This window comes from Chloracidobacterium validum (genome assembly GCF_018304825.1).
Classification (GTDB): Bacteria; Acidobacteriota; Blastocatellia; order Chloracidobacteriales; family Chloracidobacteriaceae; genus Chloracidobacterium; species Chloracidobacterium validum.
The window spans coordinates 1,801,999-1,818,213 of sequence record NZ_CP072648.1; the positions used below are offsets into that span (position 1 = coordinate 1,801,999).

A 16,215-nucleotide genomic window follows, 5' to 3' on the forward strand; every position below is an offset into this window, starting at 1 on the left:
ACATGTCACACGTTGGTCAAAACGCTCGGATGGTGGCTGTCCTGGCTGCCGGGTTGCTGCTGGGGCTTGGGCTAGGCTCAACTGGGACGACGGCCCTTGGTCAGCGCGAGATGCCACCGCGGGTCAATCCCCAGGAACGCACCCTGGATGCCAACCTGTTTGTGCAAACGTCGGCGGAATACGTCGCCTGTTGCCTTCAGACCTACGCCTGGGCGACCGAGCGACTGCGCCAGCGCCTAGCCGCGATGCCCCCCTCTGACCAACCACCGGCCGTTATCATGGACTTGGACGAAACCGTTCTGGACAATGCCGGGTTTCAGTCCTTTCTCGACCGCGAAAGCAAAGGCTATGAGCAAGCCACCTGGGAACGTTGGGAGCGCGAGTTTCCGACCGAGGTGGGGCTGGTGCCCGGCGCAAAGGCCTTTATCACGGAGGCGGAACGGGCCGGCGTCACGGTCGTCTATATCTCGAACCGGACTGACCGGGACGCCACAATGGCTGCCCTGCGGCGCAACGGACTATCGGTTGATGGCATGGCCGACCGGCTCCTGCTGCGCGCGGACACGTCCGACAAGACGGGCCGCCGGAAAATCGTCGAAGATCGGTACCGGGTTTTGCTTTACGTGGGCGACAACCTGCGGGATTTTTCGGAAGTCTTCGTCACGCCCAAGCTCCAGCCCGATGCGTCTGACGCCGAGCGCCTGACAGCGCTCGCCGCCCGGCGCGCTGCCGTTGAGCAACGGGCCTATCGGTTCGGCACGGATTGGTTTCTCTTGCCCAATCCGGTCTATGGGGAATGGCAAACACCGCTTGGGAAGGAACCGCGCCGTTTTCTACGTCCGACACAGATGAAGTAGCCTTCCCAAAACGGTTCCCCTTATGTTACCGCCTCTGTTGCCGGAAACAGCCGAACCGGCACGCCACTCAGTGCCGCATTGCCGCTAGCTTCATCCACCAGTTGTTCGTCAGTGACATCGTTGATGCTGACGCCGGGATAGCGCCGCGCAACGTCAAGCTGGACACCCGGACGATCATGCCCCCACCCATGCGGCAAGCTCACCACACCGGGCATGACTTCATCGGACACTTCCACCGGCGCGCGGATAGATCCGACGCGGGAGACGACATTGACCACCTGCCCGGAAACGATGCCATGGCGCTGGGCATCCTGGGGGTGAACCAGGAGCGTGCACCGCTCTTTGCCGCGCACGAGCCGTTCGCTGTTGTGCATCCAGGAGTTGTTGCTGCGAAGCTGACGGCGGCCAATGAGGAGCAGATGACCATTGAGCGGCTCCGCAAGAGCATCGTCGAGCGCAGCACGCACGCGCGTCATGTCGCGCGTCAACAGTTCCGGCGCCAGGGCGATGCGTTTGTTCTTCGTCCACAGCCTGGCCGGCAGGGCCGGTTGCAGTGGGCCGAGGTCAATCCCGTGAACGGCGGCCTTGACCTTGGCCAGGGTCAACCCATCACCAAACAAACCCGTTCCGTACGGACCAAAGCGGAAGGCCAGGTCAAGCATCCCGTCCACGCCCAGGCCCAACCGGATGCCGCGTCGAACTTGGGCCTTGAGAGCTTCAAACGGCGTCCGGCTTGCCAGGCGAGTTTCCAGTTCAAGAAAAATTTGCCAATCGTGACGGGTGTCCGCGGCCGGCGCGAAAAGTGCCGGCGAGTACTTGACCGTATTGCGGACAGACAGGTGGTGAAAAATTGCCGCATAGTTTTCGTGCTCCAGCGTTCCGGTCGGCGGCAAGATGATATGCGCATGGCGGGTCGTCTCATTGATGTAGATGTCCACCGACGCCATGAACTCAAGCGTTTGGAGTGCGGCCTCCAACTGCTTACCGTTGGGCGTCGAAAGTACTGGGTTGCCGGCAATCGTGACGAGTGCCCGCACCTGTCCTTTACCGGGGGTGAGAATTTCCTCGGCCAGCGCGGCGACCGGCAGTTCACCGGCGAATTCCGGCAGGCCGCGTACGCGACTCTTCCAGGCCCCCAAGTGACCGGCCGTGAAGCGTTCGAGCGGGTCGAGCGCCGCCTTGGGAAACATGGCTCCGCCTTCCCGGTCCAGGTTGCCGGTGACGATGTTGAGCGCGTTGACGAGCCACTGTGCGGTCGTGCCAAACGGCTGAATGGAAAGCCCAACGCGCCCGTAGCAGACTGCCACCGGAGCAGTGGCAAAGGCGCGGGCCAGGGTTTCAATCGTCGTGGCGCTGATGCCGGTCGCCGCAGCGACCCGGGCCGGGGGAAAATCACGCACAATGGCGGCCAGGGCTTCGACGCCATCAGTAAATGCCGCCAACCGGCCAAGCCGAACCAGCCCATCGGCAAAGATAACGTGCAGCATGCCCAGCAGAAGGTAAGCGTCCGTTCCCGGCCGGATGAAAAGGTGTTGGTCGGCCAGCGCAGCCGTTTCGGTGCGGCGTGGGTCCACGACGACCAACTTGCCACCGCGCCGCCGCAGGGCTTCAAGTCGGCGCGACATGCCGGGCGCGGTCATCAAGCTTCCATTGGAAACCACTGGATTCGCGCCCATCACAAGGAAAAACTCAGTTCGGTCCACGTCTGGCACGGGCAGCAACAAGCCGTGGCCGAACATCGCATGCGCCGCGACCATGTGGGGCAACTGGTCAACCGAACTTGCCGAGTAGATGTTTCTGGTCTTGAGCGTCCGCACAAAGGATGGAAACGACAGCACCGTGCCGAAGTTGTGAACTGCCGGGTTGCCCTGATAGGTTGCCACGGCATTCAAGCCATGGCGGGACTGAATGTCGCGCAGCCGGGTGGCGATTTCATCAAATGCCGACTCCCAGGCTATGCGCTGCCAGGCGCCGCCGGGGGTGCGCCGGACGGGGTGCCGCAGCCGGTTTGGATCGTCATGTAGGTCTTGCAACGCAACGCCCTTGGGACAGACGTATCCCCGACTGAACGGGTCCTGGCGATCACCTTCGATGCGCGTGATAGCGCCATCCTTGAGCGTGATTTCAAGCCCGCACAGGGCTTCGCAGAGGTTACAAGCTCGGTAGTGTCGTTTTTCCTGGGACATGCGGCTCACCTGGCGATCTGACGCCATTCTAAGCTGGTCAAGACTACATTTCAGCGCGTTTCACGCCAGGGAACCGTGCTGGCCGGCGCGGTGTATGGCTGAACCTTGCGCGCCGGAAAGCCATGTGTCAGTGCCGTCTGCTCCCACTCGGCGGCCGTGCGCTCAGACAAGAGCTTCTTGATTTCGACATAGACTGGATTGCTCTCAATGGCCGGCGAGAAGGCAGACGCCCGCCAATCCTCGCGCCCAACGGCCGTGCAAAATCGTTGCCAGAGGTGCGGTTCGAGAAGGCCTAGGGCCAACTGACCGTCGAGCGTGGGATAGATCCCATAACAAACGATGCTTCCATCGAGCTTGACCGGCGTTGGGTAGCCTAGACCACCTGCCGCTTCGGACAAATACACTTCATAGAAGCCGCCGCCTTTGCGGAGTCCATCCAGCGCCGCAATCACGGCCCAGTACGCCCCGGCCCCGTCGGCAATTTGCAAATGCTTCCAACCGTCACCAAAGCGCGGCAGAAAGCCACCGGCCGCGAGGTAGGTCAGGTCATGACCGGGCGCGTCATGAAAAACCTCATCCCGGTAGCTCGCAATTCGCACGTAGGTCAGCTTTGGGTTGATTGTCCGCAGCGCATCCGGTCCGACGCCAAGGCGCTCCATGACGCCCGGCCGGTTGGTTTCCAACAGCACGGCCGCGTCAGACACCAACGACTTCAGGTACGCAACGCCGTCTGGTGTCTTCAGGTCGAGGGTTTCCGTTTGTTTCCCACTGGAAAGCCAGTCATACAACTGGGGTGAAAGCGCTTGGGTCATATCGCCGGCCGGCGGCAGGAGGCGCAGCACATCAAAGCCAAGGTCAGCCAGCATTCGCCCGGCCAGCGGGCCGGGCAAAAGACGGCACAAATCAAGGACTCGATTTGACATTGATCACGAAATCGTCGGTGGTGAGTTTTCAAGGGACGCCTCCTGAGCATACTCTTAGTGCGCGCCTGGTTGAAAGAGACGACGAGCTAGGAGCAACAATTCAGTGACCTCAAAGGGTTTTTGCAAGAAGGGTATGCCTTGAAAGAAACTCTCTCGAGAGGACTTGAGGGTTCCAGAAAGGCCCAGAACGGGCAGATTGGGGTAAATTTGGCGAATCTCTTTGACAAGCTCGACACCATTCAGGAGCGGCATGTGCAGGTCGGTGATGACGCCCTGAATGGCTGGGAACTCCCGGAGCGCCTTTAGCGCGAGCATCCCGTTCGAAGCCGTGACGACAGTGAAGTCGTCTTCAAACAGGTCGGTCAGTAGCTCGATGATAAGCTCCTCATCGTCAACAACAAGTAAAGTCGGCTTTTCACTCATGTGCTTCCATTGATGCCTTCCAACTTCTAGATAAAACGAAGTCTTCAAGGGATACCCAGGCTAGAGACCCAGGAAGTTCAGGCGACTTGGGGGTTCGTATTTCGCTAAGAAAGTGACTTGATAGGTCGGGTAGCAAAATCCGGCAGGATGGTAAAACTCAATATGAAGAAAACGCAATTATTTTTCTGTTATTGCGTTTCATACAGGTGAGACCAGCCGAGCACCCTAGGGACTAGCTCACATCGTTGCTGGACGCACAGTCAGCGAGGCAGTATCCTCGGCATAGTGTGATTCCTGTCTGCATTCCGCCAACTGCATTACACTTGACTGGTCATAATCAGCGCCGTAAGCAGCATCCAGGTGGGCGGCGCTTTCGATGTCCCCGAACAGTCATCCCTGGGAGGTTAGGCGTCATGATGGAAATCCAGCCGTTACGGGTCAGGTCGGTTTCCTTGGCCGCGCGTTGTGAGATTTGTCATCAGGCCGATTGTTACGACCCAGCGTCCAATGTTTGTAGCCGCTGCCAAGATGTGTTGCCTTTCATCGCGCCGTCAGGAACGTTGCGTCAACCGACCTTTGACTCGCTGGAGCGCTTCTGGACGATGCTGCTGGCCGGAAGCCGTGTCGGGTTCGTCAGCAGCTTGGTCGTCGTGGCGCTCTACATCGCGTGGCGGCAGACAGGCTTTCCAGATGCGCACCCCATCCGCAACGGCACGATGTTTGCCGAGATCGGATTTCTGGTTGGGACGTTTGCTGGCGTCCTCCGCCACGGCGGCCATGCCGAGACGCCCCGTATTGCCGCACACAACGCCATTCTGGGGTTCATTTTTGGTGGAATTCTGACCGGCTTGCTTTATCTGCTCAAGTTTGCAGCGCCCGATCTGGACGGGGCAGATTTTCTGCGCTTTCTCGCCTTCTGTACCTTCGGCGGCCTCATTTTTGCCCTGGGCGGTGGCTTTATCGGCGCGGTGCTCAGCGTGCTGATCCCGGTTGACCACCCATTGCGCCGGCGGTCAACCCATTTCTGAACGAGATGGCTGGACAAGTCTCCGCGCTAGACGCCTGGGCGGCGCGAATCGCCGAGTGCGAGCGTGAAGCGGTGCAGATTGATGCACTTGAAGGTTACACGACACCGCACGCGGCGCAGTTAGCGGCCTGGGCAGATGAACTGGCGGTTGCCTTTGGTTTTTCCGAACGCGGTCGCCGGGACCTTCAGCTTGCGGCGCTTCTCCACGATATTGGCGAAAGCCACCTGGATTTGCCCGGACTGACTGCGGCGCGGCCGCTCACGTTTGCCGAGCGCCACACCCTCTGGCGACATCCCGTCGTTGGTGAGCGGCTGGCGCAGGAAAGGAATCTCCCCGAAGCCAGCAGGCTACTGATTCGCTGGCACCACGAGAACTGGGATGGCTCCGGTTATCCAGATGGGTTGCGCGGCGAGCAGATTCCCCTGGCGGCGCGCATTCTGCGGACGGTGGACACCTGGTGTGCACTGACGCAGGCGCGTCCGTTCCGTCCGGCGCTAAGCCCATCAGACGCCCTTGACCGCTTGCGGTCGCTGGTTGGAACAACGCTTGATCCCGTCGTGGCAAGCCGCTGGTTGACGCGCGTGCTCGGCAACCCAGAGCCGGCAAGCAAAGTGTCGCCCTGGACGGTTTCCCACAGCACGGTTCATCAGCCTCCGCTAATTGGTTTTGAGTTGGCGGCGCTCCAAACGATACCGTTTCAAACCATTGCCCTGCCGTTTGGCGGTGACGGACTACTTGGCTGGCATCTCAAGCTGCTTGGCAAACAAGTCTTCACAAATGATGCGCGTCAAGCCGAGACATGCTTGGCAATTGGGTCGGTTGAAAACAACGGCTACGTCCTCACGGCCAGCCAGCTCGATGCCTGGTTGAGCCGTGCCCGCGACGCCGAAGACAATCCAGACTTTCCGTATAACCCAGCCTTAGGGCGCTGGTTTCCACCGGCGCAAGCCCGCTGGTTGGCCGGCTTCCGGCGCGCCGTCATCGCCGATCCAAACCGAATCATTCAAGCGCTTGGCATGAGCCTTGGCTTATATCTTGGGGACTACTGGCTGGCGTTCGATCCGGCATCCACAGACAGACGCTCGACACTGGAAGAGGTCGCCATTGAAGGGTTGTCCAAAGTCAATCGCGCCGTGGATAACCAACTGGCCAACCAGGCGACGTGCCTACCGGCGCAGGCATTTGCCGTCCAAACATCCGCTGATGTGGTCTATGTCCGCCTGCCGCCGTTGGCGGCCTACCATCATGCGACGAATCACCGAGACGGTTGGCGCGAAACTTGGGTGAGTGACCTCCCGGACGCGCTCGCGCAGTTGACTCAAAAACATACCGGACGCCTTGGCGGTCAGCTTGGTTCACGCCGTGAATACCGCGCGGCGTTACGTTCCTTGCTGCGGCGGCTGCCGCACATTCCTCAGTGGGCCATCGGCATCTCGCACGACGGGCAAGGCTTAGGGCTGCCTGACGACCTTCTGACGGAAATTATTGGTTTTCGACCGATTGCCAAGATTCTCACCAAACCGGTCAGCGCTTGCGGGACGCTCCTCAACCAATCCATCGTCTTTTGTCAGACTCGCGTGGACTGAGTAGCCAGTAGGTTGCCAGCCAGTAGGTTGCCAGAAAGCAGGCAAGACGGTTGAGCCTACGACGGGAGATAACCCAAGCGAATGGCCACCCCCCAGAGGACAGAGATTGCCAATCCCACCAATGAAAGCACTATCACGACGAGTACCCAGGTTGGGGATGGCTGACGGGACGACATAGCACGCCCGTAGCCTAGCAAAGTTTGATTACGGGCTGGCACCAATCTGCCGGACTTCAACCCGGCCAAGATACATGGCAGAAGCCGCCGGTTGATTGCGGCGGTTGCCAATGGCGAGTTCCGCGTCCCCTCGCTCATTGGTGACAAACAAGATGTCTATCGGCACGTAGGTTTGGCTTTCACCCAGCGCGACCGGCTCATTCAGCCATAGGCCAGTTCGATCACGCACGCCAACCACCGCCCCCCCCTGCGTGACACGCACGGCCGTCTGTAGGCGGTACATCACATGCGGCTTCAACGGAGGCAACGGCAAACGCAACCGAGTCGTATAGTTCGACACATCGGTCACAATGCGAAGCACGAGCTGGTTGCCATCCCGCTGGACTTCGGGTGGGCGCATCTCGGAAGCTGGGAGTTCCCTGGTTAGGCGTTCAAGTTCGGTTGGTTCGGCAAGCCAGACGAGCGCGGCCTCCTGACGTTGCTGTTCGCTGTAATAACCACGGCGCGCGTAGCCATTCGTGCTACCCATGAAGTAGTACCGGGCCGGCGACGAGGCACTCCCTTCCGCCATGGTGAGCCGATAGACCCGTACCGTGCCGTAGAGCGTCCCCGAAAGCTCCGCGATCAATGGCCACCGGCGCGTCTCGGCAACGTCGCGCAAGACCTGCGATTCGGGCGTGTCATCCGTGATGAGGACAACCGGTTCAGCCCCCCCGGCTGCCCAGTCCAGGAAGTTGTCATTCCCCAGTGGCGTGACGTAGTGCGTTCCAGGTGGAAAGGCAAAACGGTGGATGTCATTTCCCACGACCGTTGCGCCAGGGGCCACGACTTGGCGTAACACTGTAGCAAGATCGGCGTAGGGCGCCGGCGTGAACGTGCGGGTCCAGCGGTGGAAGCGCCACACGGCGCGCGCGCCTGAACCCAGCGCCGCAGTTACCAAACTGACCACGAGTAAACCCACGGCAAGCCCACGGAGAACACGCGGGACGGCCCTCCGCCGTTGATCCACGGCCCACCGTAGTGCATCCACCACGAAAACGCCGATGCAAAGCGCAAACCATACGGTCACGAACGGTAGCACTGCCGGCACTTTGTGACTGTCAAACAGTGCCAAACCAACCAGGCTGGTGATAGTCACAATCAACAATCCGGTTCGTGGAATGCGCCAGTCCGGGTGCGATGGAGCACCCAAAGCCTGAAGCCAGTGGGTAATGGGCCGGGTGTCTTTCTCGATTTCCTGTACGATGAGCGAGAGCCGCCGGAGCAATCCGCCACGCTCGAACATCCAACTTTCAAGCGTGCCGACTTTCGGCAGCTTGACTTCCCCGCTCGCGTATAGCTCTTGCAGTTCAGCCGGGGCCGGCATACCGCCAAAGCGCTTGCGCAGCTCGCGCACAAACTGCCAGTGCAACACCATATGGGAAATGGTTCGGATCGTACGCACGGACAGATACACCAGCGATGCCAGGGCCAGACACTGAAAAAGCCGGGCGCTCAGGCTATCCGGCGTTGGAATGAGCAGTAGTCCACCTGACCAAGCCGCATAACGCTGGGCTTCAGCCGCCAGGTTGTCCCACATACCAACGCTCGACCGATTGTAGATCACGGCCGCTATTTGCGCGGATTGCTGACTGTAGGCTGACCAGTGCGAGGCCACCCACCCACCATAAGGCACCAGCCAGAGGCTGACACCAAGCAGATAAATGCGCCAGGAGAGGCTGCCGAGCAAGTCTCCGCGCTGGACGAGCGTCCACGCCAGCATGCACAGAAACATGAGCAGTCCGATGTGGTCAAACCACCCCGCAGCGAGCGACATCCAGCCGCTCGTGAGCGCCCAGAGCCACTTGTGCCCCAAGCGGTCGGTCGCCTGCGCCCGCAGTAACAAATAGAAGCCCAAGAACGCACAGGCAACGGCCCCGGTTTCTGGGCGCAGTGTCCGCAGTGAGCCAAAGAAGTTGGGGTCGCCCATGAGACAGGCCACGCCAATGAGGCCTGCCGCCCGGCTGTGAAGCTTGCGGCCGATTAGATACGTCACAACCAAGGTCACGAGCGCCAGCAAAATGCCATAGACCCGGACTTGGGCGACTCCATCACCAAAAGCATTGAGGAAAGCCCACAGCGTCCAGTCAAGCGCTGGGCGCGTGAGTGCCAAACCATTCGTCAGCGCTTCATGAGCGAGCAAACCTTCCGTCGCGGTGGGCGCGGGAATGGTTCCAATTCGACGGGTCACAAAAAAGGTGAAGGCGGCCGTGAGTCCAGCCAGCAAAAAACCAGCCAGACCATCCGCTAGGCGGGATTCATCAGTCCAAGCCGGGATGGCATTGGACGACAGCCGCAAGGCATCGCGGCCTGCCGCGACTTTTGCTGAACCGTCCGTCATGAGGCGCTCAGTTAGTCGCGGCGGCAGACAAACCGTCCCTGCCGCCGCAAGCTATGAATGCTAGTTCAGTTCAGTTGCCTGAAAGTTTTCCAACGTCTGCTTGAGTTGGGACATGAACTGGTCAGCCACCGCGCCGTCAATGAGACGGTGGTCGAAAGTCAGCGAAAGGTAAGACATGTGACGGATGGCAATGGCATCGTCATCCGTCACGACCGGGCGCTTGACGATGGCGCCGACTCCCAGGATGGCCACTTGCGGCTGGTTGATGATGGGTGTCCCGATTAGGCTCCCGAAACTGCCGTAGTTGGTAATCGTAAACGTGCCGCCCGCCACTTCATCCGGTTTGAGTTGCTTGGCCCGCGCGCGCGCGGCAAGGTCGCCAATGCTTCGGGCCAACCCAACGAGGTTTTTTTCTTCCGCATGCCGAATGACCGGCACAATCAGGCCCCAGTCGAGCGCGACGGCAATGCCGATATGGTAGTGCTTCTTGTAGATGATGTTGTCGCCCTCAATCGAGGCATTGATGACCGGCCAGGCGCGCAACGTATCTACCACGGCCTTGACGATAAAAGGCAGGAAGGTGAGCTTCGCGCCATGCTGCGCTTCAAAATCGCGCTTGTTGCGCTCGCGCAGCCGGTGAATATGCGTCATGTCCACTTCAAAAACCGAGGTAACATGCGGCGACGTATGCTTGCTGAGAACCATGCGCTCGGCGATCTTTTTCCGCATGGAGGTCATCGGCGTGATCTCTACGCCATCGCCGGGCAGCGTCATCGCCGGAGCGCTCGGCGCGACCACCGCCGGGGTGGGAGTCGGCGGCGGCGCCGCAGCAACCACTGGAGGAGCAACCACTGGAGGCGCGACCGGGGCCGTGACCGGCGCGCTTGCCGGCAGTGCTTGGCGTCGCTCCAGAAAAGCGAGAAAGTCATGCTTCGTGATGCGTCCGCCGATGCCCGTGCCCCGAATCTGGCGCAAATCCACTTGGTGCTCCCGTGCCATGCGGCGCACGAGCGGTGAGGAGCGGATGCCAAAGGCATCGGGCGCTTCTGAAGCGTCTTCGACATCGGCTTCATCAATCCTGGTTGCCACCACGGCCCTGGTGGGCGCACTGGCTGTTCCGTTTGGAGGCGACGCTGGAGCCACTGCCTGAGGAGCGGCTTCCGCTGGTGCGGAAGCGCCCAGAGCCGGCGGCGTTGAAACCGGAGCCGATACTTCATCGCCAATGTAGGCCACCACTGTGTTGACCGGCACGGTTTGATTCTCACCAATAAGCACTTCCACCAACACGCCCGCCTGCGGAGCTGGTATCTCCGCATCCACCTTGTCGGTTGAAATTTCAAAGATGGGTTCGTCGCGCTCGACTCGATCCCCAACCTGCTTCAACCACTTGATGATTGTGCCTTCCGTAATGGACTCGCCCATTTGAGGCATGACGACTTCGTGACGCATAACTGCAAATCCTTTATCAATGAAATCTTTGTGAGAACGGATCATCGAGTAGCGCACAAGCTGGCGCGGCTCGGTTGATTAATACTCTACCAGCTTGCGCGCGGCTGCCATGACTTTCTCGACATTGGGCAAGAAGAAGTCTTCGAGCGGAGGACTGTATGGCGTTGGCGTGTCAATTGAAGCCACCCGTAGAATTGGTCCATCGAGCTGCTCAAAGAGTTCTTCGGCAATGAAGGCCGCGAATTCGCCTCCAATGCCACCCGTCAGTGTCGCTTCGTGGAGGATAATGACCTTATTGGTTTTCTGCACCGTCTGGGCAATGGCTTCCTTGTCGTAGGGAAGCAGCGACCGCATATCCACCACTTCCACCTCGATGTCAGCCTCGCGGGCGAGCGTTTCCGCCGCCTCCAGCGCGACATGAACCATCGCCCCAAATGTAAGGATCGAGACGTCGCTGCCGGCCCGCCGCACGGCGGCCTTGCCGATGGGCACGACGTAGTCGGTATCGGGGAGGTCTTCCTTGATCCGGCGATAGAGGTACTTGTGCTCAAAGTACAGCACCGGGTCGTCATCGCGGATCGCGGCCTTGAGCAACCCCTTGGCGTCGTAAGCCGTCGCCGGTTCAACCATTTTCAGCCCTGGGGTGTTGAGAAAGAAGGCTTCCGGATTGAGTGAGTGAAAGGGCCCGCCGCGCACGCCGGCCCCGGACGGGCCACGCACCACAATTGGAACCGCCAGCCCTTGGCGGTAGCGGCTCGTCGCGGCGTAGTTGGTCAGCATGTCGAACGCGCAGGAGATGAAATCAATGAACTGCATTTCTGCTACCGGGCGAAGGCCCATGTGCGCCGCGCCACACGCTGCGCCGACAATCGCCGCTTCGGAAATAGGCGTGTCAATGACCCGGTCGGGTCCGAATTCTTCAAGGAGTCCGGCCGTGACCTTGAAGGCCCCGCCGTAAACGCCGATGTCTTCACCGAGACAGAACACATTCGGATCACGGCGCATTTCCTCAAACAAGGCCTGCCGGATGGCTTCGAGATACGTGGTGAGTGCCATGGTGTCGTGCTGTTTGTGACTGTTTTTTTAGAGGTCGCGCTGGTTCAAACGCTTCCGCAATGTACCACCTAAAACCCATTCCGCAACGGCATTCCCGCGCCGAACCAAGGCTTGCCGGGCTTCAGGTGAGCCATCGCACGATAGCACTGGACAGCACTTCAGTCAGTATCACTTGAGCATGCCCACTCGGCCCATTCATCTCCGGCCTTTGCGTAGGCTCGGCACAACGGGCGTCTGGCAAAGTCGCTCCTCCAGACCTGGCCTGCCGGCGCGAATCTTCCCCGATGCCCCTACGAGGCTTCACAAGCTGGTTTCCTTCAACTCAAGTCAAACGATTTCTTTAGGTGAGCATCGGCCTTCCAGCCGATAGCGAGAGGAGAGCGGCTTCCATTGCCAAGACGCGGTTGATATTGCGATTGAGGTTGCGCCGAATGGCTTCAAAGCGGTCGAGGGCGACTTGAAGCTGTTTGAGTGAAAGCTGCGTTGCCAACGCCTGTAGCTTTGACACGATATCCACATGCGTTAGCACGTCTTCCATGCTATCCCCTGGCTGAGACGCCAACGATGCCGCCTTCAAGCACGTCACGTCACGCAGCAGGCTCGCCAGAATGTCCAGTGCAGCTTCAAATTCCGGGCGCTCAAGCTTGCCGAAGTAGTTTGCGGCTTTCAGCAATCGCGTCACGGGTGTCCCCTGGGTCAGCAGTCCCAAAAACTCCAGCGCAATCTTGCGTTGCTGGCGGTAGTCTTCCAAATCCAGCCCCACGACGGTGCCGGGCCGGCCTTGCGCCAGTCGCGCCAGCAAACGGCGGTCTGCCGGCGGACGCTTGGCTTGTCGGTCGAGGCACTGCTCAACTTCATCCAGGGTCAACGGCGTGAACCTCACTTGTGGACAGCGCGAGCGGATGGTCGCCGGCAGGGCATCTGGACGCGCGCTGATGAGGATGAGCTGCGCATGGGCTGGTGGCTCTTCGAGCGTCTTGAGCAAGGCGTTGGCGGCCGCCGTGTTGAACGCATCGGCAGGCTTGAAGAGCAGCACCCGCCGTCGCGCCTCATAAGGTGGATCGGTCACGAAACGCACCGCTTCGCGCGCTTGTCCAATCTTGATCTGCGCTCCATCTGGCGCCACCAGTTTGACATCGGGATGTTCGCCCCGCGCTATTCGCTGACACACCGAGCAGGTGCCACAGCCTTCGGCCGGTGCAACCTGGCAGTTCAGCGCCTGGGCAACGGATAGCGCACACAGCCGCTTGCCAACACCAACGGGTCCAACAAACAACAGCCCAGTGGGCAACCGCTGCGCGTGGAGGCTCCGCCGTAGCAAATCTTTCGCTATGGATTGTCCGATCAGATCATGAAACGCCATACGTTCGCCGGTCGCACGCAGGTAAACTGGCTTGCATGCGGTACATTTTCATAAAATTCCGACTTGCTTATCAAGGACGGCTTCGGCATAGTTTCAACCGGAAGCATCCCAGGTCGTGGATAGTTCCAGTTTTCGAGGAGTCACCGCTTATGACCCTAGCCACCACTGATGCCGCAACCGTCGAGGTTGGCAACCAGTCTTCCCCGCTGCCCAGAGGCTTGAAACGCGAAACAATTGAGCTACCCGGCGGTGAAATCCTTGAGTATGACTACTTCAGCGCCGATCCCGCGACCATGACACGGCTGACGGATTTGCTTTTCAAGGAACACTGGCGGGAAATTGTCGTCGGCCCCTGTATTCAGGGGGCGGTGTTTGAAGTCCGGTTCGAGCAAGCGCCCGACGTCACGTTTTCTGATGGTTATCTTACCGTGGACCTCGGTTACTGGCACTTCCATTTGTGCACGGGTGTTCACAAGCACGCGCCAACGCCGGAAGTCGCCCGACAGCGGCAAGTTGCCCAAGTGGCCTTCTTCCTGCAACGTGGGCAACGGTGTGGCGGCGGACGCAGTTGGGGACTACGGCTGTGGAACGGCCTCGGCGAACAGATGACCACCGTCTTTTTGCCAAACCCCTATTTGACCGATGACATGAGGGTGCGCAAGAACCCAGACTGGAATCGGCTTGGGCTGTGGCACAAGCTCCGGGAAATCTTTTTGGGTGAGCCAATCCCGCCTGACCTCGTCACCCACTACAATCAAGAGCCAATTGTGTCGCTTCACCACTAGTGACCGGCACACCGCGCGGCCGTCGTGCCTACCAGTCCAGCGGTAACGCCCAAAAACGTTCCGGCAAAAACACTGACCGCCGCCCAACCTGTAGGCGGCGGTCAGCGTCCAGGACAAATCACCTGAAAACCCGGCTTCACAGCACTAGCCAATAAGAACGCTGGCTGACGGCGAACCCGGAAGTATCCCTTCATTCATGGATCACCTCCTTGCAACGTCAGTATCGGCAACCCGTAATTGCCACATTGCGCCGTCACACTAGCAGACCGGGGGTTGTCAGAAAAGCGAAAATTCACTCGCAGTCATGGCGTTACGCCTGACACCATTGGGCCATTGGCCACCAATGACACCTCATTGGGTTGCAAGCGAGCTGGATGTTTCAGATACGCGCTATAGACGGCGCACGATTGCCCGCCTTCCTTCAATACCGGTACGGCTCACGGGCCAGACCGCGACGGCCCGCGCGGTTTCCGGCAGCGCCACTTGGTGGCAAGTGGCTGGCTGCACCTGCAACTCCCAAGTTTCACCGGTCTGAATGGCGATGCACCAACGCGCAACCGGCGCGGCTTTATCGGACGTGCTGTCCATCGTGGGTGACACGACCTGCCAGGCGGCAACCAGATGACGCCTGGTTGGATCAACCCCGATCTCCAGGCGCGGCGCCGGCAGCACCGTCGCATCCAGCCAGGGAGACGCTGGCACCAGCGCTGGGATGGCATAGACTTCCTTTTTGAGTAAGTCGGACAACCCGCCCCGGTTGCGTCGAAAAGCGCGAAAACTGAAGTGGATGTTTCCTCCCTGTCGGTTCAACCGCCTGGCGAGTCTGACTTGAGCTGCAATTTCATGAGCCGGAACGGCGCGCGGCGTGCCATCCGCGACCTTGAAGGCCGCGCTTCCAGGCCAGACGTGGCGTCCCTGGCGGTTCTGCGCCAACCACCATTCGAGCAAACGCGGGTAACTTTGCCGCTCACGCTCAATCGGCCAGTACAGTTGGGGAGCGAGATAATCCACCAGTCCCTCTGATAGCCACCGGCGGGAGTCGGAGCATAGCTCCATGTAAGAGTTAAGCCCCTGAATACCAGGTGGGTGGTCTGGCTGCCAGATGCCAAACGGACTGATACCAAATTTCACGTACGGCTTGAGCCGCCGAATCCCGGCTGAGACTTCCCCAAGAAAGACGTTGATGTTATGGCGTCGCCAGTCATCGCGCGTCCGCCAGGTCTTTCCGTGACCATACCGCGCCCAACTCGCATCGTCTGGAAACGGGATGAGGTAGCCGGAGACCAGTCGTTCCTTGTACGGATAGAAATAGTCATCGAAGTGAACTGCGTCTATATCGTACCGCTCGACGACATCCAGAATCACCCGACAGGAATGCGCGCGCGCTTCCGGTTCGCCTGGGTCGAGCCAGTGATAGCGACCATAAGGCTTAGCCAAATCCGGTCGCTGCCGCGCAATGTGCTGCGGGTCAACACCCCCTTGCCGCGCTCGGTGCAGCGCCCGAAATGGATTGAACCAAGCGTGTAGTTCAAGCCCGCGGGCATGGGCCGCTTCAATGGCAAAGGCAAGTGGATCGTACAGTGGCGACGGCGCTTGCCCCATGGTGCCGCACAGGTACTCGGACCACGGCTCATACGGACTCGCATAAAGCGCGTCGCACATGGGTCGAACTTGAAAAATGACCGCGTTGAAACCCAGTGTCTGCGCCAGATCGAGAATCCCAAGCAACTCGGCCTGCTGCTGCTCAGGCGAGAGGTAGCGCGACGAAGGAAAATCTATATTCTCAACCGTTGCTACCCAAACCCCGCGAAACTCACGTGGGAAGCGTGGCAGCCCGGCACCGAGCTTTTCGGCAGTCTCTAGGTCCTCGCTTGGCCAACTGGAAAGGCAACCCAAAACCCCTTCGGTTGGAAGCACGCAGCCTCCCAAACCGAGTGCCAAGCTTTTCAAGAACTCACTGCGCGTCATGACGTGCCAACCACCGGCGTTGAATCCACTCCCTG

12 protein-coding genes are annotated in these 16,215 nt (G+C 59.9%); 4 read left to right on the forward strand and 8 right to left on the reverse strand.

Annotated elements, in window-relative coordinates; translation table 11 throughout:
- The first annotated feature begins 2 nt into the window (after window positions 1–2).
- Window positions 3–857, forward strand: a complete 855-nt coding sequence (locus J8C06_RS07555; protein WP_211428106.1) for a 5'-nucleotidase, lipoprotein e(P4) family — start codon at window positions 3–5, stop codon at window positions 855–857.
- A 20-nt stretch (window positions 858–877) separates the two neighbouring features.
- On the opposite strand, the gene J8C06_RS07560 is transcribed toward J8C06_RS07555, so the two are convergent.
- Genes J8C06_RS07560 through J8C06_RS07570 form a run of 3 tightly spaced genes read right to left on the reverse strand, consistent with a single transcriptional unit; the run spans window position 878 to window position 4,389 of the window.
- On the reverse strand, window positions 878–3,043 hold the full coding sequence (locus tag J8C06_RS07560; RefSeq protein ID WP_211428107.1) for a molybdopterin oxidoreductase family protein: 2,166 nt from the start codon (window positions 3,041–3,043) through the stop codon (window positions 878–880).
- A gap of 50 nt (window positions 3,044–3,093) precedes the next feature.
- Window positions 3,094–3,966, reverse strand: coding sequence for a CoA transferase (locus J8C06_RS07565; protein WP_211428108.1), 873 nt, complete (start codon window positions 3,964–3,966; stop codon window positions 3,094–3,096).
- Between the two features lie 54 nt (window positions 3,967–4,020).
- On the reverse strand, window positions 4,021–4,389 hold the full coding sequence (locus J8C06_RS07570; protein WP_211428109.1) for a response regulator: 369 nt from the start codon (window positions 4,387–4,389) through the stop codon (window positions 4,021–4,023).
- A gap of 413 nt (window positions 4,390–4,802) precedes the next feature.
- On the opposite strand from J8C06_RS07570, the gene J8C06_RS07575 reads away from it, so the two are divergent.
- Window positions 4,803–5,417 (forward strand): hypothetical protein, encoded by a 615-nt coding sequence (locus J8C06_RS07575; RefSeq protein WP_211428110.1) that lies wholly within the window; start codon window positions 4,803–4,805, stop codon window positions 5,415–5,417.
- A 5-nt stretch (window positions 5,418–5,422) separates the two neighbouring features.
- Window positions 5,423–7,003, forward strand: a complete 1,581-nt coding sequence (locus J8C06_RS07580; protein WP_211428111.1) for an HD-GYP domain-containing protein — start codon at window positions 5,423–5,425, stop codon at window positions 7,001–7,003.
- A 204-nt stretch (window positions 7,004–7,207) separates the two neighbouring features.
- Here J8C06_RS07580 and J8C06_RS07585 read toward each other — a convergent pair whose 3' ends face one another.
- The 4 genes from J8C06_RS07585 to holB form a co-directional block, all read right to left on the reverse strand.
- Window positions 7,208–9,559 (reverse strand): ArnT family glycosyltransferase, encoded by a 2,352-nt coding sequence (locus J8C06_RS07585; RefSeq protein ID WP_211428112.1) that lies wholly within the window; start codon window positions 9,557–9,559, stop codon window positions 7,208–7,210.
- Between the two features lie 60 nt (window positions 9,560–9,619).
- Window positions 9,620–11,008 carry a 2-oxoglutarate dehydrogenase, E2 component, dihydrolipoamide succinyltransferase gene (gene sucB / locus J8C06_RS07590; RefSeq protein ID WP_211428113.1) on the reverse strand — a complete coding sequence of 463 codons (1,389 nt, stop codon included), beginning with the start codon at window positions 11,006–11,008 and terminating at the stop codon, window positions 9,620–9,622.
- Window positions 11,009–11,086: 78 nt separating this feature from the next.
- Complete coding sequence (locus J8C06_RS07595) at window positions 11,087–12,064, reverse strand: alpha-ketoacid dehydrogenase subunit beta (RefSeq protein ID WP_211428114.1); 978 nt, start codon at window positions 12,062–12,064, stop codon at window positions 11,087–11,089.
- A 340-nt stretch (window positions 12,065–12,404) separates the two neighbouring features.
- Window positions 12,405–13,427, reverse strand: coding sequence for a DNA polymerase III subunit delta' (gene holB, locus J8C06_RS07600; RefSeq protein WP_211428115.1), 1,023 nt, complete (start codon window positions 13,425–13,427; stop codon window positions 12,405–12,407).
- 149 nt (window positions 13,428–13,576) lie between these two features.
- Here holB and J8C06_RS07605 point away from each other — a divergent pair, with 149 nt between their 5' ends.
- Window positions 13,577–14,212: a DUF7676 family protein gene (locus tag J8C06_RS07605; protein ID WP_211428116.1), complete on the forward strand. Its 636-nt coding sequence runs from the start codon at window positions 13,577–13,579 to the stop codon at window positions 14,210–14,212.
- Between the two features lie 390 nt (window positions 14,213–14,602).
- On the opposite strand, the gene J8C06_RS07610 is transcribed toward J8C06_RS07605, so the two are convergent.
- Window positions 14,603–16,180 carry a glycoside hydrolase family 10 protein gene (locus tag J8C06_RS07610; RefSeq protein WP_211428117.1) on the reverse strand — a complete coding sequence of 526 codons (1,578 nt, stop codon included), beginning with the start codon at window positions 16,178–16,180 and terminating at the stop codon, window positions 14,603–14,605.
- Between the last annotated feature and the right edge of the window lie 35 nt (window positions 16,181–16,215).